The sequence below is a fragment of the Paludisphaera mucosa genome, from assembly GCF_029589435.1.
Lineage (GTDB): Bacteria > Planctomycetota > Planctomycetia > Isosphaerales > Isosphaeraceae > Paludisphaera > Paludisphaera mucosa.
In genome coordinates this window covers 1,575,569-1,593,477 of sequence record NZ_JARRAG010000002.1, presented here as the reverse complement: position 1 = coordinate 1,593,477, position 17,909 = coordinate 1,575,569, and the positions used below count along the sequence as shown (strand labels likewise).

Below are 17,909 nucleotides of genomic sequence, written 5' to 3'. Positions count from 1 at the left end.
CGCTTCCGTGCTCGGTTCGGAGGGGGCGGATCGCGACGGGTCACGGCCGCGATCCGCGTCCAGGACCGTGATCCCTATCAGAATCCCCCCGCGCCGGGAAGGCGAACCGGGCGTCAGTCCTCGTCGGCGTCGGGGAAGCCCAGCTCCTTGAGGCGGCGGTACAGGCGGGGCCGGGAGACGCCCAGGATCTCGGCGGCCCGCGACTTGTTGCGGCGGGACCGGGACAGGGCGTTCTCGATCAGCCGGCGCTCGACGTCGGTGAGGATCTCGTCGAGGGGGCGGGGGGGGGCGGGCCGGGGCGGGGGATGGGCGTCTCCCAGGTTCCCGCGGACGTCGGCGGGGAGGTCGGCTTCGGAGACGAGGCCGGCCTCGCCCCGGCCGTGGGCGTGCTCGACGACCCGCGCCAGCTCGCGGAGGTTCCCCGGCCAGTGGTAGGCGGCCAGGGCGTCCTCGGCGGCGCGGGCGAACCCGGGCCGCTGGCGGCCCCCGCGGCGGTTGAGACGCTCCAGGAAGTTCTGGGCGAGCAGGGGGATCTCGTCGCGTCGATCGCGCAGGGGGGACAGACGGATGGTCAGCACGGAGAGGGCCAGGTAGAGGTCGCCGCGGAGGACCTCGGAGCGGACGTCGGCCTCGGGGTCGCCGGTCGTCACGGCCAGGATCCGCACCCGGTCGTCGCCGGCTTCGAGCGCGGCGGCCAGCTTCGCCTGGATGTCGCGAGGCAGCGCCGCGAGGTCGCCGATCAGGAGCGAGGAGCCGTCGGCCGCGGCCAGCCGGGGCCGCGCGGCGGGTTCGGCGGCCGCCCCGGTCTCGGCCGCGACGAACAGCTCGCGGTCGAGGATCTCGGCGGGCAGGGCCTCGCAGTCGAGGACCTTCAGCGCGGGGCCGTCGCCGGCGCCGAGCTGGTGGACGGCGCGGGCGGCGTGCCGCTTGCCGGTCCCGGCCTCGCCGACGAACAACACGGGCCGGCGCACCGCCGCGGCCAGCCGGACCTGCTCCAGGAGCCGCCGATGCGCCGGTCCCGATCCGACCATGGAGTCGAAGCCGAAGCGCTCCAGGAGCGAGGCACGGGCGTCCATCAGCAGGACGCGCAGGCGATGCCCCTCGGACTCGGCCCCGGGCGGCGGCGAGGGGGGCGACTCGTCGGCCTCGAGGATCCGCCCCAGCAGACCCAGCAGCGCGCCCCGGCCGTCGCGGAACGGCTGGAAGGCGACGGCCCGTCGCAGCCGCGCGCCGTCCGGGCGCACGAAGAGGGCGAAGGCCGTCGCGCAGCGGCCGGCGAGCGCCTCCGGCGGGGGCGACAGGCTGGCCGCGAGGTCGGCGGCGTCCCCTTCGCCCGACGGCCCGTACGCCGGGCAGGCGGACCCCACGACCGCGGCGGCCGCGACCCCCGTCAGCTCCTCGAAGGCCGGGTTCACCCAGGCGACCCGGAGTCCGGCGTCGAGCCAGAAGAGTGGCTCGCGGGCCGATCGCCAGACCTGTTCCGGCCGCAGGGTCGGGGGGCGGGAAGGCGGCATCGCGAGCCTCTTGCGTCTGGTCGGCTCAACCCTCGCCGAACCGGCTCCACGACCAGACGACCCGGCCGATGAGGAAATCGGCCGGCGCGTCGTCGATCTCGACCGGGACCAGCGGGTGGTCGGGGCCGGCGTGGTTGGGCCGCAGGATCACGTGCCGCCCGCTCAGGTCCAGCCAGCGGATCATGACCTCGCCCTCGAGCCGCGCGGCCACGATCTTGCCCCGCAGCTCCCTCGGGTCGGTCAGGGACCGGTCGATGGCGACGATCGAGCCCTTGGGCAGGATCGGGCTCATCGACTCGTCGACGGCCCGCACCGCGATCGTCGCCCCCGGGTTGGGGAGCCAGTGACGATAGGCCAGCACGCGGCCCACCGACCGCGCCGTATCGAGCGTCGGGCGGTTCAGCTCCTCGAAGGGGAAGACCAGCACGGCCTGGAACTCCGTCCCTTCGCGCCCGGGGGCCAGGGGCCCGTCCTGGCCCGACCCCGGCGAGGAGGAGAAGATCGGGCGTTCCCGTTCCAGCTTCTCAAGTCCGCGGCGGATCAGCTCGAGCGGCGAGAGGTCCGTCATCCGGCGGTCCTCCGACGGGCCGACGTACCGCGGGCCTTCGCCGGTCGTCAGGTAGGTCGGCGACGCGCCGGTGAGCTCGATGAACGAGAGCAGGATCTCGGCCGGGACGGTGACGCCCGTCTCGTAGTTGTACCATGTGCGCGCCGGCAGGTTCAGGCGGCGGGCCAGTTCCGGACCGCCGTGATCGCCGAAGAGTTCCTGGCGGATCTCTCGCAGTCGACGCGAGAGCGACGTCTTGATCGTCAGGCGGACTTTGGGGGTCTTTTTCCGAGCCACGGCGCTCGATCCCATGAAAGGGGACCAGTGGGCCCCATACCCTGATCATCGGTCGCGAAGTATGGGTTGGAAAAACGCTTAGGGAGGGAGGGCCGAGCAAGACGGGGATCAATCCCTTCCGGCAGCCTTCGGCGGACGACCCTGCACGAGTCTCCCGCCCTGGCGGGCCAACTTAACACACGGGACGGGCCGCGTCATCAGGGGACGGCGACATGTCTAAAGAAGTGTATGACGATGTCGGAAAACGGCAACGCAGGCCGCATGCTTGCAGGTTCCATCCTACATACGATGCCTTTTCGGCGTGATCCGGCGGCGACGGGAAAGATGAGGCGGGTCGCCGACCGCGACGCGGCCGGGGGCGACGCGCGATCGGCTTTCTCAAGCAAGGAGAACGAAGGGGGGAAGGGGCGGCGACCGGACCCGGCCCGGTTAAAACATGCCGAGTTCGTCGCGGGCGTCGTCGGTCATGCGGTCGGGGGTCCAGGGGGGGGTCATGACGAGCTTGACGTCGACCTTCGCGACCCCTTCGACCTTCTCCAGGGCGGCGACCGAGTTGCGGAGGATCTCCGGCCCCATCGGGCAGGCGGGCGAGGTCAGGGTCATCTCGACGTCGACGCGGTCGTCCTCCGCGCGGATCGAGTAGACCAGGCCCAGGTCCACCACGTTCACGTTGAGCTCGGGGTCGTTGACGGTCTTCAGGGCCTGGACGAGGGCCTCGTGTTCGATCATCGCGGGATCCTCGGAGGGGGGGGTGCCGTTTCGGGCCTCAGCCGTCGATCCGGACGTAGACGCCGTCGTCGCGGACTTCCACCGGGTGGGTGGGGACCGGCTCGATGGCCGGGAAGCGGACCGCCGCCCCGGTGCGGACGTCGAACCGCGCGCCGTGGCGGGGGCATTCGACCTGCACGCCGTCGAGCTCGCCCTCGGCGAGGGGGCCGCCGTCGTGGGTGCAGACGTCGTCGATGACGTAGTATTCGTCGCCGACCCGGAACAGCGCCAGGGCGCGGCCGTCGACGTCCACGAGCTTCTTGCCGCCGGGGGCGAGTTCCGACGCGGCGGCGATCTTGACGGCTTCCGACATGGGCGTCTCGTCCGATCCGATCAGGGGGTCGAGTGGTGGGCGAACGCGACGCGGGCGACGTCGCGCTTGATGCGACGCAGGACCCCGGAGAGCCCGCGGACCCGGAGCATGCCCAGGACCTCGGTCAGGCCGCAGAGGTCGACCAGGTCGCCGGGGACCTTCAGCACGTCCTCGGGCGACGCGCCGTTGAGCCCCTCCAGCAGGAGCGAGACGAAGCCCCGGACGGTCGGCGCCTCGGCGGGGGCCTCGCCGTAGAGGGCGACGCGGTCGCCGATCATCTCGACGAACAGGTAGACCGGCGACTGGCACTCCTCGACCCGGTGCTCGGCGTCCTTGCGCGCCTCCAGCTCGGGCGGGAGGGGCGGCAGGTTCTTGGCGAAGTCGATCAGGAGGTCGATCCGCTCCTGGCGGTCGGACTCCTTCAGCTCGTCGATGATGGCGTCGAGTGCGGCGGGCATGGAGATGGTCTGCTCCTTCCGGCTGTTGGGAGAGGGCCGGCCCCGGCGGGCTCGGTCGCGGTCGGGTCGTCGGCGCCGCACGCGGGTCGCCGACCGATCGGACCGGGCTCCGAGCTCCCGGGTTCGTTCCATTCTTCACGATGGCGCGAGGCTGGGCAAGGCGCGTTGTTCAGGCGCCGGCCCCGCGCTCGATCGGGGCGCGGACGAGGTTGCCCCACTCGGTCCACGAGCCGTCGTAATTGCGGACGCGCGGGTAGCCCAGAAGGTAAGTCAGCACGAACCAGGTCAGGCTGGAACGCTCGCCGATCCGGCAGTAGGCGACGACGTCGTCGGCGGGCTTGAGGCCGACCTCGCCCTCGTAGATCGCCCTGAGGGCGGCGGCCGACTTGAACGTGCCGTCGTCCTCGACGGCGCGACTCCAGGGGACGCTCTTGGCCCCCGGGATGTGGCCGGCGCGGAGCGAGCCCTCCTGGGGGTAGTCCTCCATGTGGAGCATCTCGCCGGTGAACTCCTTGGGGCTCCGCACGTCGATCAGGGGCCTGCCGGCGCGGACGTGGGTCATCACCTCGTCGCGGAAGGCGCGGATGGCCGCCTCGTCGCCGCCGGCGACCTTGTAGTCGGTCCGGGGGGGCTTGGGGGTCTCGCGGGTGATCGGCCGGCCCTCGTCGATCCAGAGCTTCCGGCCGCCGTCCATCACCTTCAGGCTCTCGTGGCCGAAGAGGGTGAAGGCCCAGAAGGCGTAGCAGGCCCACCAGTTCGACTTGTCGCCGTAGAACACGACCGTCGTGTCGGCGGCGATGCCGTTCTTCGAGCAGAGGTCGGCGAACTTCTCGGCGTCGATGTAGTCGCGGACGATCTGGTCCTGCAGGTCCCCCTGCCAGTCGATCCGCACCGAGCCCGGGACGTGGCCCAGGTCGTAGAGCAGGAGGTCTTCGTCGCTCTCGACGATCCGCACCTTGGGGTCGTCGAGGTGGTCCAGCACCCATTGCGTCGAGACGAGGACTTCGGGATGCGCGTAAGCTTCCCCCATGAGACAGGCTCCCTGGCTTTCCATGACGATCAAGAATCCCCGAGCTTCGCCGCGACGGCGCGCCGGAGCGTCTCCCGGACGGGGTCGAGGGTGATGCGGTCGTAGACGTTGGCGAAGAACCCCTCGACGATCAGCCGGACCGCCGTGTCGCGGGGGATGCCCCGCGCCTGGCAGAGGAAGATCATCTCCTCGTCGACGCGGCCGGCGGTGGCCCCGTGCGTGCAGCGCACGTCGTTGGCCTCGATCTCCAGGCCGGGGATCGAGTCGGCGCGGGCCGAATCCGAGAGGATCAGGTTGTCGTTCTTCTGGTAGGCGTCGGTGCGCTGGGCGTCCTTCTCGACGCGGATCATGCCCTTCCAGACGATCCGCGAGTGGCCCTTGAGGCCCCCCTTGTAGAGCAGGTCGCTGGTGGTGTGGGGGGCCTGGTGGTCCTGGCGGGTGAAGTACGCGAGGTGCTGGCGGCCGGTGGTGAACATGACGCCGTTGACCTGGGCGGAGGCCCCCTCGCCGGCCAGGACGACCTCCTGGTTGACCTTCGACAGCCGCGACCCGAGCGCCCCGACGGTCCACTGCAGCGACGCGTCGCGGCCGATCACGGCCCGCTCGCGGGTGAAGTGCCAGGTCGACGCGTCCCAGTTCTGGATGTTGACCAGGCGGAGCCGGGACGACGCTCCTTGCACCACCTCGAGCGCCCCGACGTGCAGGCCGGGCGCGTCGCCGCGGCCTGCGCTGGCGGTCTCGCGGACGAGCGTGGCCTCGGCGCCCTCTTCGAGCACGACGAGGGTGTGGCCGAAGTCGATGCGGCCGTCGGCCGACATGCCGGCGATGCTGAACAGGGGCAGCTCGACGGCGACCCCCCTCGGGACGTAGAGCAGCGAGCCGCCGCTCCAGAAGGCCGCGTGCAGGGCCGCCAGGACGTCGTCCGAGGGCTTGACGACGTCGGTGAGGAGGTGCTTGCGGAGGATCTCGGGATGGTCCTTGACCGCCGTCTCCAGGTCGACGAACGTCGCGCCGCCGAGCTTGGCCGGGTCGGGCCTGCGGACGACGGCGCCGTCGACGTGCGCGACGCCTGTGGCGTAGTGCGAGGAGAGGCTCTCCCAGAGCGGGTCGAACGCGGCCGTCGCGGCGGCCGAGGCCTCGGCCTGCGCGGGCGGCCCGAAGTCGGCCGGCTTGAAGGCGCGGATGTCGGTCCGCCGCCATTCCTCGTCCCGAGCGGTCGGCCAGGCGAACGCCTGGAACCGCGCGAACGCCTCGCGACGGCGGTCGACGAGCCATCCGGGCTCGTCGCGCCCCTTCAGGAACGCCTCGAAGGCTTCCTCCGAGAAGCCGGCGGGGGCCAGGGTCGACGCGGAAAGGCTGCTACTCATGGTGCTTCCAGGACTTGAACATCAAAAAGAATCGATCGGATCGCCGACACGCCCGACGAGCGCCGGCTCGCTATCCTTCGCGGACGCACGCCCAGGCCGAGCATGAACGGCGACGAGGCCGCCCGCAGGCCGCCTCGTCGCGATCGTACCGCGGGGACCGCCCGACGGCGAGCCGCCGTCGGGGGCGGAAACAGGTTCGGCCGTCAGCCGACGGAGCCTTCCATCTGGAGCTGGATGAGCTTGTTCATCTCGACGGCGTACTCCATCGGCAGCTCCTTGACGAGGGGCTCGATGAAGCCGCTGACGATCAGGGTGGAGGCCTCGGCCTCGGAGAGGCCGCGGCTCCTCAGGTAGAAGAGCTGCTCCTCGCCGATCTTGGAGACGCTGGCCTCGTGGCCGATCTTGACGTCGTCCTCGTCGATCTCGATGTACGGGTACGTGTCGGAGCGGCTGCTGGGGTCGAGGATGAGCGCGTCGCAGACGACGTTCGACTTCGAGCCCTTGGCGCCCTTGGCGACCTTGAGCAGGCCGCGGTAGCTGGCCCGGCCGCCGTTCTTGCTGATGCTCTTGGAGATGATCCGCGAGCTGGTGTGGGGGGCGGCGTGGACGACCTTGCCGCCGGCGTCCTGGTGCTGGCCCTGGCCGGCGAAGGCGATCGAGAGGATCTCGCCGCGGGCGCCCTTGCCGACCATGTAGACGGCCGGGTACTTCATCGTCAGCTTGCTGCCGAGGTTGCCGTCGACCCACTCCATGACCGCGTCTTCGTGGGCCACGGCCCGCTTGGTGACGAGGTTGTAGATGTTGTTGGCCCAGTTCTGGATCGTCGTGTAGCGGCAGCGGCCGCCCTTCTTGACGACGATCTCGACGACGGCCGAGTGCAGGCTCTCGGACGAGTACATCGGGGCGGTGCAGCCCTCGACGTAATGGACCTGAGCCCCCTCCTCGACGATGATGATCGTCCGCTCGAACTGGCCCATGTTCTCGGCGTTGATCCGGAAGTAGGCCTGCAGCGGGATGTCGACCTTGACGCCGGCCGGGATGTAGACGAACGAGCCGCCGCTCCAGACCGCCGAGTTCAGGGCCGCAAACTTGTTGTCGGCGATCGGGATGATCGTGCCCAGGTACTCGCGGACCAGGTCGGGGTGCTCGCGCACCGCCGTGTCGGTGTCGACGAAGATCACGCCCTTCTTCTGCAGGTCCTCGCGGAGGCTGTGGTAGACGACCTCCGACTCGTACTGCGCGCCGACGCCGGCCAGGAACTTGCGCTCGGCCTCGGGGATGCCGAGCTTGTCGAACGTGTTCTTGATCTCGGCCGGGACGTCGTCCCAGGTGCGGCCCTGGCGGTCGGTGGCCTTCATGAAGTAGCGGATGTCGTCGAAGTTCAGGCCCGCCAGCTCGCCGCCCCAGGTCGGGGTGGGCTTCTGGCGGAAGATCTCGAGCGCCTTGAGGCGGAAGTCCCGCATCCAGGCGGGCTCGTTCTTCATCTCGGAGATCTGCTCGACGACGTCCCGGGTCAGCCCCTTGCCGCTCTTGAAGGCGTAGTTGGCGTCGGAGTCGCGGAAGCCGTACTTGTCATCTTCCTTGATGCCCGCAACCTGGAGATTCAGATCGGTCGCCATCTCGGGTCCCTTCGTCTAGGGGGGTGCTCCCCGCCTCTCGTCTCTTCGCTTCGCTTGGTGGTTCGGGGCGAGGCCGGGCCGGGCGGCGTCTCGTCAGACGCCCACGCCCTGCTGGTCCTGCTTGGAGGCTTCCAGCTCCTCGGCGCGGCGGGCGGCCTCGGGGTACTTGGCGCGGATCCAGTCGTAGCCCTCGGCTTCGAGCTGCTTGACCAGCTCGCCGCCCCCCTCCTCGACGATCTGGCCGCCGAAGAGGATGTGGACGAACTGGGGCTTGATGAAGGTCAGGATCCGCTCGTAGTGGGTGATGACCAGGATCCCGGTCGAGTGCTTGGCGGCGACCCGGTTGACCCCCTCGGAGACGATCCGGACGGCGTCGATGTCCAGGCCGCTGTCGGTCTCGTCGAGGATGGCGAAGGCGGGGCGGAGCATGGCGAGCTGGAGGATCTCGGCCCGCTTCTTCTCGCCGCCCGAGAAGCCCTCGTTGAGGTAGCGGCGGGCGAACGCCGGGTCCATGCCCAGGTCGTCCATCTCCTGGCGGATCTCCTTGCGGAAGTCGCGCATCGGGATCAGGTCCTGGCCCTCGCGGCGCTCGGGGTTGCGGACGTTCGTGACCGCGTGCCGCAGGAAGTTGGCGACCGTCACGCCGGGGATGGCCGTGGGGTACTGGAACGCCAGGAAGACGCCCGCCTTGGCCCGCTCGTCGGGCTCCATGGCCAGGACGTCGTCGCCGTCGATCGTGACCGAGCCGCCCGTCACCTCGTAGTTGGGATGACCCATCAGGGCGTAGCTCAGGGTGCTCTTGCCCGAGCCGTTGGGGCCCATCAGCGCGTGGACCTCGCCCTGCTTGATGGTCAGGTCGACCCCGCGGAGGATCTCCTTGCCCTCGACGGCGACGCGCAGATTCTCGATCCGAAGTACCTTGCTCATCGACATTTAAACCCTGTTGACGTCGTCTTCGTAAGAGAGCGGTGCGAACCCCGAGGGGGGCGGCCCCAGGGCCAGCACGGCCGGGGCCGTCGGCTTGGCCTCGAAGTCGCAGGAGCGGCCGCCGTCGAGCCGGCACTGGCTGAGACGCAGGCCCCGGCCCAGCACCTTCTCGAACATCTTCCGCTCCAGCCCGCAGATGGCCCGGTCCAGCTCCGCCAGCTCGTAGTAGGGGCACGAATGCTGGCGGAGGAAGGGCGGCAGGCCGTCGCCTCCGGGGGCCACCTCGGCCTCGACCCCGCGGACCTGCAGCAGGCCGCTGAGCTGGGTCAGCCGGCCTTCCCAGCCATCGCCCCCGACCTGAGTCCGATACATCTCGGCCAGGCGGACGGTGATCCTCTGGAAGATGGCCCGGCGGAGCTTGCGGTCCTCCACCGTCCCCATCATCTCCTCCCAAAGCGCCACGGCGAGGTCGGCGTAGTTCTGGCCGAGGCGCTTGTGGGCCTCGACGCTGGCCTCGTACGTGTGCTTGGGACGCCCCCGGCCGTCCTGGCGCGTCTTCCGCTCCACCAGTCCGGCCCCGAGCAGCCGCGCCAGCCGGTTCCGCACCGCGGTCCCGGTCACGCCCACCGCCGCGGCCAGCTCGCAGACGGTCAGCGGCCCGCGACGACGGATGAGGTCCAGCAACGCCCGATCCGAAGTTTCCGACATGGAAGCCGCCCTTCGATCGCTCGTCGCCCCGGTGCAACCGTCCCACGTCCCTCGCGGAACCTTATTGTAGACGCCCTCTTCTGTCCCGTCCACTCGCCGCGGGCCCCTTTCTCGACTTTCTCGCAAGAAGAATTGCGAAAAATCGAGCACGCGGCGGGCCCCGGCGTGAGGCCCGTTGCCGGCCGGCCGGGGATCGTTCAGAATGCAACCGCGGCGAGGGTGACGACGGCCGGGCCGGGCGTCGCGGCGCGGGCGATTCGGGGGCTCGATTCGTGGGCGAGCATGGCGGGGCCGGGGACGACGAGGAGGTCCTCAGGGCGTTCCTGGCGGGGATGACGGGGGCGATCCCCCGGAACGCGACCGCGTCCATCCTGGAGCAGTGGTCGCACGCGCCTCAGGTCCACCTCTCCGAGCTGCTCCAGAACCTCGGCAAGCTCGACACCAGCCAGATGGAGGCCCTGGGGTGCGTGGCGTCGGCCCACTACCGGGCCAACGGCTGCGACCTGGCCCGCAGCCTGGCCGCCTGGCGCATCTCCACGGTCCGGGACGACGAGGCGGCCGGGGGCGTCCCCGGGGACTCGCTCGCGACGACCCTCCCGGGCGAACCGCCCACGCCCTCGCGGACCTCGCCCGCCGTCCCCCGAGAGGCCCTCGCCGCGCGCTACGAGCTGCTCAACGTCCACGCCCGGGGGGGGATCGGCCGGGTCTGGAAGGCCCTCGACCGCCAGCTCCAGCGCGAGGTCGCGCTCAAGGAGCTTCAGCCCCGGAACGCCGACCGCGAGGACCTGCGCGCCCGCTTCCTGCTGGAGGCGGAGATCACCGGCAAGCTCGAACACCCTGGCATCGTGCCGGTCTACAGCCTCGGCGAGGACGAGGCGGGCCGCCCCTATTACGCGATGCGGTTCGTCCAGGGGGACAGCCTGTCGGTCGCGATCCGCGACTTCCACGAGGCCCGCAAGAAGGCCGAGGCCGCCGGCGGCGACCCCGCGCAGGCCTGGGGGGTCGAGTTCCGTCAGCTGCTGCGGCGGTTCCTGGGTGCGTGCGAGACCCTGGAGTACGCCCATAGCAAGGGTTACATCCACCGCGACTTGAAGCCCGGCAACATCATGGTCGGCCCCTACGGCGAGACCCTCGTCGTCGACTGGGGCCTGGCCAAGGACGTGGGATCGGGGCCGGAGCCGCCCGCCGGGCCCGCGACCGCGCCCGAGGGCGAGGAAAGACCTTCGCCGAGCGGGACGAGCCCCGGCGACCAGCTCGGCACGCCGCAATACATGAGCCCGGAGCAGGCCATGGGGGACCTGGACCGGATCGGGTTCCCGTCCGACGTCTACAGCCTGGGGGCGACGCTCCACGAGCTGCTGACCGGCGAGTCCCCCTTCCACGGGGTCGACCGACACGCGGTCGTCGTCGCCGTCCTCCGCGGGCCGGCCGCCCCGCGATCGATCGTGCCGACGATCCCGCCGGCCCTGGAGGCGATCTGCCTCAAGGCGACGGCCTTCGAGCCCGCCGACCGCTATCCCTCGGCCGGCGCCCTGGCGCGCGACGTCGAGAACTGGCTGGCCGACGAGCCGGTCTCGGCCTATCCCGACGGCGTCCGCGGTCGCCTGGCGCGCTGGGTCCGACGCCACCGCACCCTGGCCTACGCCGCCGCGGCGGTGCTCGTGGGCGTCAGCCTGGCCGCGACGACCGCGGCCTTCTCCATCGATCGAGCCTGGCGGAGCGAGCGAGCCGCCCGCGGCGAGGCCGAGGAGAACTTCAACCTGGCGCAGCAGGCCGTCGAGGATTACCTGACCCGGATCAGCCAGGACAAGCTGCTGCTCATCGAGGACTCGGTCGACATGCGCAGGCTCCGCAAGGACCTGCTCCAGTCGGCCCTCCAATACTACGAGAAGTTCGTGGCCGAGCGCCGCGACGACCCCAAGCTGCGGCGTCGACTGGCGAAGGCCCACCACAACCTGGGGGTCATCCAGACGGACATCGCCGCCCCGCAGGACGCCGTCGTCGCCCTGGAGATCGCCCTGCAGATCTGGGACGCGCTCCTGGAATCGACCCCGGCCGACGTCGGCTTGGCCCTCGACCGCACCCGGACGCTCCAGCGGCTCGGCAAGATCCGGAAGCTCCAGGACCGGCCCGCGGAGGCCCTCGGGGCCTACTACCGGGCGATCGCCGCCCTGGAGGCCCTGATCGCCCGGCCGGGGACGCCCCCCGCGCGGGCGCTCGAGCTGGCCGACTGCCTCTCCGACGTCGCCGCGATCCAGGCGAAGCAGGGTCAGGTGGAGCTGAGCCTGCGGGCGTCGACCCGCGCGCGACGGATCCTCGACGAACTGCTCGCGGCCGACCCCGACCGGCCTTCCTATCGGGCGGCCCTGGCCGAGGTGGCCAACAACCAGGGTTTCGCCGCCAGCCGGAAGGGCGATCATGCGGCGGCCATGGAGGCCTTCGCCGAGTGCGGGGAGATCTGCCGGAAGCTCCTCCAGCAGGTGCCGGAGGGCGAGCCCCGGCCGACCCGCGTGGTCGAGCTGGCCGGCGTCAGCGCCGCGAACACGGGCGACATCCTGTCGACCCTGGGGCGGTACGCCGAGGCGAAGGACCACTATGAGCAGAGTCGCCCGCCCCGCGAGGGGCTGGCGGCGGCGCATCCGACGGTCACCCGCCACCGGCTCCACCTCGGGCTGACCTATCGCGGCCTCGGCTACGCCCAGCATTACGGCGGCGACGACGCCGCGGCGCTGCAATCGCTGGGACGGGCCCGGGTCGCCTTCGAAGAGCTCATCGAGCTGGATTCCGACGTCCCCGAGGCGCACGACTACCTCGGCTGGACCCTGAACGTCATCGGCAGCATCCTCGACGAGCACGGCGACCACCGCGAGGCGATCCCGGCGTTCGAGCGGGCGATCGCCGAGCACCGCCTGGCGACGGCCGGCGCGACCGACGTGCTCGAGTATCGCTTCCACCTCGCGAGCAGCCTCTTCAACCTCGCGGAGCAGCACGCCGACCTGGGCGACGTCGACGCGGCCCTGCCGGCCGCCGAGGAGGCGGCGCGCGGCTCGCTCGACGTCCTGCGGGCGGCCTCCGCCGGCCCGACCCATTTCGCGACCTGCCTCGCCCTCGCCTCGACGTGCGGCGAATGGAGGCTCCAGGCCGGCGACCCGGCCGGGGCGTCCTCCCGGCTCGACGAGTTCGCCGCCGCGATCCGGGAGACCCCCGCGGCCCCGTCGCCTTCGGCCCGCGACGCCGCCCTGGACGCGATCCGAGCCCGGCAGGCCGCCTGCCTGATCGCCGCGAAACGACCCGCGGAGGCGAGGACGATCCTCAAGGACGTGGAGGCGCGACTCCGCGAACGAAACCGCACGGCGGCGGGAGAGACGCCCGACGCGGAGGCGCGGGGGGCCCTCTCCGAAGTCCTCTGGCTGCGATCCCACGTCGCACGACTCCGGGGACTCGACGAGGAGGCCGCGGAAGCCGACTCGGGCCGGATCGGCCTGTGGGGCCCGCGCGACGCCGAGGGCCTCGTCGAGCTGGCGGCGCGGGCGGCCCGTAGGGCCTGCCTCGTCGGCTACGGCCGGACCCCGCTCGCCGCCGCCGGCGAGGCGGCGCGATCGCTCGACGTCGCGACGGCCGAGGACGACGTCCGCCTCGCCCTGGCCCTGGGGTACGCCGACCGGGCCCGCATCCGGGGCGATCGCGAATTGATGACGACCCTCGACCGGCCCGCGACCCGAGACCTCCGCGACGACGTCGGCTTCCCCGACCCGCCCTTCGCCCCCGCGCCGTAGCCCGGCCCACGCCCGTCGCCCGGCTCGTTTGTAAGGAAACGCCCGGGGCCCCGTAGGTTCCCGTCGTACGGACCTCGCGAGGTCCCGAGCACCCGGGATGAGACCCCTCCGCCTGAATCCGCGACAGGAGCCATCGATGGCCGCGACCCAGTCCAATTCGACGACCAAGCCGAAGCCCGAGACCGAGCCCGCCAAGAAGGAGACGATCATCACCCCTCCCAAGCCGATCCCGACCCCGATCGGCAGGCCACCGACCGGGTCGTGAACCGTCCGACGCCGCCGACCGCGGCGGGGATCGTCCCGGCTCAGGCGGGGCGGTCCAGCACGTCGGGAACGACGCTCGGCGGCGCGGCGGGCGGGGGAGTCGCGGAGGTCGTCACGGGCCGATCGGGCGCGGCGGCCGGCCGCGAGACCGGGGGGACCGTCCAGGGCGAGGCCCCGGGGGCGGACGCGGCGATCGTCGAGGCCGGCCGGCCGGCCTCGACGGCCCGGATGATCACCTCGGCGGCGATCTCCAGGCCCAGGCTGTTCGAGTCCAGCACCAGGTCGTAGTTGTGCGGGTCGGCGCTGTTGACCCGGTGCATCGTCCGTTCGAACGCCGCCCGGCGGGCGTCCAGGTCTTTCGCGGCCCGTCGCGCCGTCCGCGGCGAGACCCCCATCCGCTCGCCCAGGCGGTAGGCCCGCGCCTTCAGCGGGGCGACGATCCGCACCGACAACGTCGCGTCGCGCGGCAGCAGGAATCCGCCGCCCCGGCCCACGAGCACCGACTGGCCGGCGCGACCGATGGCCTCCAGCAACTTCGCCAGGTGGTCGAGATAGGCTTCCTGGGGGGCGTAATGCTCCTCGCGGAGCGGCAGGAGCCAGTCCTGGATGACGCTCGGGGCCAGCTCGTCGAACGTTCGGACCTCGTCGACCGTCGTCTGCATCCGGTGGGCGATGGCCTCCAGCAGCTCGTGGTCGAACACCTTCCAGCCCAGCCGACGGCCCACCATCCGCGCGATCGCGCCGCCGCCGGCGCCCGCCTCGCGGCTGATGCAGATGTTCTGGAACCGCGCCGAGCCGCCGATCGCCAGCGGCAGCTCGCGCTCGTCCTCGCCCCAGCCGAACAGCCAGCGCACGACGGAACGGGGCCACTCGCCGAGCCCGCCCCAGCCCCGATCGGCCGCCGGCGGCGGGGTCTCCGAAGTCGAGATCGAGAATGGTTCCCACGCGCCCATCTGTCCGTGCCTCCTGAGGGCCTGGTCTTCCTGACACTCTAGGGCATCGGCGGGCCGTTGAAAAGCCGCCGACCCGCCGGCATGCGGCGTGGAACCAGGACGTTCCGACCGACTTGGCCCCGATGTGTAACTCTTACAAGAACGGCGAGGGATCGGAAAGAACTCGCGGAAATTGTCGATTTTCGCTCAAGTTCCGATCCGCCCAGGAGTTCTGCGCCGGCGCGATGACCGCGACAGGTAGCGGCACGCGGCTTGCTCTTGGTGAGCGACGTCAGCAGACGAGGGCCGGACGAGTCGGCGGCCCCGCGATTGCGGATCGGCCGCGTTCCCCCGATCACGATGGACCCGGATGAAGGATCGTCCCACGATGAGAAATCGGCGACACACCCTATTGTGGATGAAGGATTTGCTCGAACACATGTCGCAGTGCCACGACCAGCTCCAGTGGGCCAGCGACGACCCCACCCAGGCCTTCCTCGCCGATTCCCTGATCGGCGACCTCGTCGAATGCCAGAAGCTCTGCGAAGAACTCCGGGGCCCCAAAAACCGCCGCCCCGCCCGCGAGATGGTCCTCTCCTGATCCCTCATCACGGCCTTCCTCCCTTCGCGGGGGAAGGTGGCCCGACAGGGCCGGATGAGGGGGAAGACGGGCCTGGACGCCATCGGCGTTGCGACGGATTCGAGCCCCATCCTCTTCGAGATGGGTTGCAGCCTGGCGCGACGTCCGACGCCGAACGGTGGCGGACGCGGGCCGATTCGGCTATCGTCTCTTTCTTCCGGAAGACGACCCGAACCGCCCGACGTTGGACGACCGAGGCCAGCCGCCCACGATGACCCCGCCCCCTCCCGCCCCCGTCGCCCGCTTCACCGTCGACGAACTCGACGTCCTGGTCTACGAGGATCGCGGCCAGGCCGGCAGGGCCGCCGCCGCGGCCGTCGCCCTCGCGATCGCCGCCCGCCAGGAGACGGCCGGCAAGGCCAACGTGATCTTCGCCGCCGCGCCCAGCCAGAACGAGTTCCTCGCCGGGCTCGTGGCGGCCGAAGGCGTCGACTGGTCCCGAGTGGCCGGCTTCCACATGGACGAGTACCTGGGCCTGACGGCCGATCACCCGGCCTCCTTCAGGCGCTACCTCCACGAGCACCTCTTCGGCCTCGTCGACCTGGAGGGCCTGCACCTGATCCCCGGCGAGCAGGCCGAGCGGCCCCTGCTGGCCTGCCTGGCGTACGAGGAGATCCTCCTTCGCTACCCCACCGACGTCGTCTGCGCGGGGATCGGCGAGAACGGCCACCTGGCGTTCAACGACCCGCCCGTCGCCGACTTCCTCGACCCGCTCCTGGTCAAGGTCGTGCGGCTGGACGCGTCCTGCCGCGAGCAGCAGGTCCACGACGGCTGCTTCGACGCGCTCGCCGACGTCCCCACGCACGCCTACACGCTGACGGTCCCCGCGCTGCTGCGGGCGGCCGTCGTCTCCGTGGTCGTGGTCGGCCCGCGCAAGGCCGACGCCGTCCTGGCCACGCTCCGCGGCCCGATCTCCGAGGCCTGCCCCGCGACGGCCCTCCGCCGCCGCCGGGGCGCGACGCTCTACCTGGACCGCGACGCCGCCCGGCTCGTCCTCGAATCCTGATCCGCATCCGACCGCCAACCCATCGCCCTCGGGAAGGGAGCCGTAACCGTGCGCTTCGTCACCGTCGAGACCGATCGAGGGCCGCGCGCCTGCGGCGTCCGCCAGGACGGCTACATTGACCTGAACGCGGCCGACCCGGCCCTGCCCGCGAGCCTCAAGGCGATCCTCGCCCTGGGACCCGACGGCGTCCGCCGCGCCGGCGAGGTCACGAAGGAGGCCGGCGCCGTCCTGGATCCGGCGACGGCGAAACTCCTGCCGCCGATCCCCGACCCCCAGAAGATCCTCTGCATCGGCCTGAACTATCGCGATCACGCCATCGAGAGCGGCGCGGCGATCCCCCCCGAGCCGGTCCTGTTCAGCAAGTACCCCAACACGCTGATCGCCCACGGCGACGCGATCGTCCTGCCCCCCGAGAGCGCCGAGGTCGACTACGAAGCCGAGCTGGTGGTCGTCATCGGCCGCGGCGGCCGGCGGATCCCCCGCGAGTGGGCGTTGAAGCACGTCGGCGGTTACATGCCCGGCCATGACGTCTCGGCGCGGGACTGGCAGCTCAACAAGCCGGCCAAGCAATGGACCGCCGGCAAGACCTTCGACACCTTCGCCCCCACCGGCCCGTTCCTCACCACCGCCGACGAAATCCCCGACCCCCAGGCCCTCGGCATCCGCCTGCGCCTCAACGGCCGGACGATGCAGGATTCGTCCACCGCGCAGTTCATCTTCCCGATCGCCGAGCTGGTCTCTTACCTCTCGAACATCATGACGCTGCTCCCCGGGGACCTCATCTTCACCGGCACCCCCCCCGGCGTCGGCATGGCCCGCAAGCCCCCCGTCTGGCTCAAGCCCGGCGACTCCGTCGAGGTCGAGATCGACGGCCTCGGCGTCCTCCAGAACCCCGTCGCCGCCGAGGCGTGATGAAGGCCGTCTCCGTCGGCGGGTGAGTCGGCCGAGGTCCGTCGACAGGCCCGTTTCGACGTGCCTTCGCACCGTCGCTGGCGTCATGCATCAAGATTTCCTACGATGATCGCTCTGCGAGGCCCGCCGGTCCGGAATCCCCGGGATCGAGCGCCGGCGGCTGACGATTCGGCGGCCTCGGCCGCGAGTTTCGGCATTCTGGAGGTTCGTCGATGTCCGAGCGGCTGCCGCGGATCGTGCTGGTGCGTCACGGCGAGACGGAGTGGTCGGCGACGGGCCGGCACACGAGCCTGACGGACGTCGCGTTGACCGAGCGGGGCGAGGCCGACGCCCGACGGCTGGCGGCGGGGTTGCAGGGGAGGGAGTTCGCGCTCGTGCTCACCAGCCCGCTGCTGCGGGCGCGACGGACGTGCGAGCTGGCCGGCTTCGGCGACGCGGCCGTGGTCGATCCCGACCTCGTCGAGTTCCGCTACGGTGCGTACGAGGGCCTGACCACGGCCGAGATCCGTCGCCGGCGGCCTGGCTGGGACGTCTTCCGCGACGGCTGTCCCGAGGGTGACTCGCCCCAGGACGTGGCCGCGCGGACCGATCGGGTGGTCGGCCGGCTCCGCGAGGCCGGGGGCGACGTCCTGGTCTTCGCGCACGGACACATCCTCCGCGGCCTGGCGGTGCGCTGGGTCGGGCTGGAGATCCACGCCGCCAGCCGGCTCGCCCTGACGACGGCCTCGGTCAGCATCCTGAGCTTCGACCACGACTGCGGCGAGCCGAACATCCGGGTCTGGAACGACGAGGATTTTCGAGGCTCGCCGCCCTGATCCGCGGCACGTCGGA

At 71.3% G+C, this 17,909-nt stretch carries 17 protein-coding genes; 6 read left to right on the top strand and 11 right to left on the bottom strand.

Annotated elements, in window-relative coordinates:
* Positions 1-113: 113 nt before the first annotated feature.
* The 10 genes from PZE19_RS15905 to PZE19_RS15860 all read right to left on the bottom strand — a co-directional run bounded on the left by PZE19_RS15905 (position 114) and on the right by PZE19_RS15860 (position 9,548).
* Complete coding sequence (locus PZE19_RS15905; protein ID WP_277861619.1) at positions 114-1,514, bottom strand: sigma 54-interacting transcriptional regulator; 1,401 nt, start codon at positions 1,512-1,514, stop codon at positions 114-116.
* Positions 1,515-1,539: 25 nt separating this feature from the next.
* Positions 1,540-2,358 (bottom strand): S24 family peptidase, encoded by an 819-nt coding sequence (locus PZE19_RS15900; RefSeq protein WP_277861618.1) that lies wholly within the window; start codon positions 2,356-2,358, stop codon positions 1,540-1,542.
* 429 nt (positions 2,359-2,787) lie between these two features.
* Positions 2,788-3,087 (bottom strand): metal-sulfur cluster assembly factor, encoded by a 300-nt coding sequence (locus tag PZE19_RS15895; protein ID WP_277861617.1) that lies wholly within the window; start codon positions 3,085-3,087, stop codon positions 2,788-2,790.
* Positions 3,088-3,124: 37 nt separating this feature from the next.
* Positions 3,125-3,439 carry a non-heme iron oxygenase ferredoxin subunit gene (locus tag PZE19_RS15890; RefSeq protein ID WP_277861616.1) on the bottom strand — a complete coding sequence of 105 codons (315 nt, stop codon included), beginning with the start codon at positions 3,437-3,439 and terminating at the stop codon, positions 3,125-3,127.
* Positions 3,440-3,459: 20 nt separating this feature from the next.
* On the bottom strand, positions 3,460-3,897 hold the full coding sequence (locus PZE19_RS15885) for a SufE family protein (protein WP_277861615.1): 438 nt from the start codon (positions 3,895-3,897) through the stop codon (positions 3,460-3,462).
* 169 nt (positions 3,898-4,066) lie between these two features.
* Entirely contained in the window at positions 4,067-4,927 is an 861-nt protein-coding gene (locus tag PZE19_RS15880; RefSeq protein ID WP_277861614.1) for a sulfurtransferase, read from the bottom strand.
* A 29-nt stretch (positions 4,928-4,956) separates the two neighbouring features.
* On the bottom strand, positions 4,957-6,294 hold the full coding sequence (gene sufD, locus PZE19_RS15875) for a Fe-S cluster assembly protein SufD (protein WP_277861613.1): 1,338 nt from the start codon (positions 6,292-6,294) through the stop codon (positions 4,957-4,959).
* 203 nt (positions 6,295-6,497) lie between these two features.
* On the bottom strand, positions 6,498-7,913 hold the full coding sequence (gene sufB, locus PZE19_RS15870) for a Fe-S cluster assembly protein SufB (RefSeq protein ID WP_277861612.1): 1,416 nt from the start codon (positions 7,911-7,913) through the stop codon (positions 6,498-6,500).
* A 93-nt stretch (positions 7,914-8,006) separates the two neighbouring features.
* Positions 8,007-8,840, bottom strand: a complete 834-nt coding sequence (sufC, locus tag PZE19_RS15865; protein ID WP_277861611.1) for a Fe-S cluster assembly ATPase SufC — start codon at positions 8,838-8,840, stop codon at positions 8,007-8,009.
* Positions 8,841-8,846: 6 nt separating this feature from the next.
* Positions 8,847-9,548: a helix-turn-helix transcriptional regulator gene (locus PZE19_RS15860; RefSeq protein ID WP_277861610.1), complete on the bottom strand. Its 702-nt coding sequence runs from the start codon at positions 9,546-9,548 to the stop codon at positions 8,847-8,849.
* Positions 9,549-9,820: 272 nt separating this feature from the next.
* On the opposite strand from PZE19_RS15860, the gene PZE19_RS15855 reads away from it, so the two are divergent.
* A complete protein-coding gene (locus PZE19_RS15855; RefSeq protein ID WP_277861609.1) occupies positions 9,821-13,324 on the top strand; it encodes a protein kinase domain-containing protein in 3,504 nt (1,167 codons plus the stop codon).
* 136 nt (positions 13,325-13,460) lie between these two features.
* On the top strand, positions 13,461-13,589 hold the full coding sequence (locus tag PZE19_RS15850; protein WP_277861608.1) for a hypothetical protein: 129 nt from the start codon (positions 13,461-13,463) through the stop codon (positions 13,587-13,589).
* A gap of 40 nt (positions 13,590-13,629) precedes the next feature.
* Here the strand turns inward: PZE19_RS15850 and PZE19_RS15845 are convergent, their stop codons facing one another.
* Positions 13,630-14,541, bottom strand: coding sequence for a cytidylate kinase-like family protein (locus PZE19_RS15845; RefSeq protein ID WP_277861607.1), 912 nt, complete (start codon positions 14,539-14,541; stop codon positions 13,630-13,632).
* 367 nt (positions 14,542-14,908) lie between these two features.
* Between PZE19_RS15845 and PZE19_RS15840 the strand changes: the two genes are divergently transcribed.
* The 4 genes from PZE19_RS15840 to PZE19_RS15825 all read left to right on the top strand — a co-directional run bounded on the left by PZE19_RS15840 (position 14,909) and on the right by PZE19_RS15825 (position 17,893).
* Positions 14,909-15,121 carry a hypothetical protein gene (locus PZE19_RS15840; RefSeq protein WP_277861606.1) on the top strand — a complete coding sequence of 71 codons (213 nt, stop codon included), beginning with the start codon at positions 14,909-14,911 and terminating at the stop codon, positions 15,119-15,121.
* A gap of 250 nt (positions 15,122-15,371) precedes the next feature.
* Positions 15,372-16,166 carry a 6-phosphogluconolactonase gene (locus PZE19_RS15835; RefSeq protein ID WP_277861605.1) on the top strand — a complete coding sequence of 265 codons (795 nt, stop codon included), beginning with the start codon at positions 15,372-15,374 and terminating at the stop codon, positions 16,164-16,166.
* A gap of 48 nt (positions 16,167-16,214) precedes the next feature.
* Positions 16,215-17,078 carry a fumarylacetoacetate hydrolase family protein gene (locus PZE19_RS15830; protein WP_277861604.1) on the top strand — a complete coding sequence of 288 codons (864 nt, stop codon included), beginning with the start codon at positions 16,215-16,217 and terminating at the stop codon, positions 17,076-17,078.
* A gap of 212 nt (positions 17,079-17,290) precedes the next feature.
* Complete coding sequence (locus tag PZE19_RS15825; protein ID WP_277861603.1) at positions 17,291-17,893, top strand: histidine phosphatase family protein; 603 nt, start codon at positions 17,291-17,293, stop codon at positions 17,891-17,893.
* Positions 17,894-17,909 lie beyond the last annotated feature (16 nt).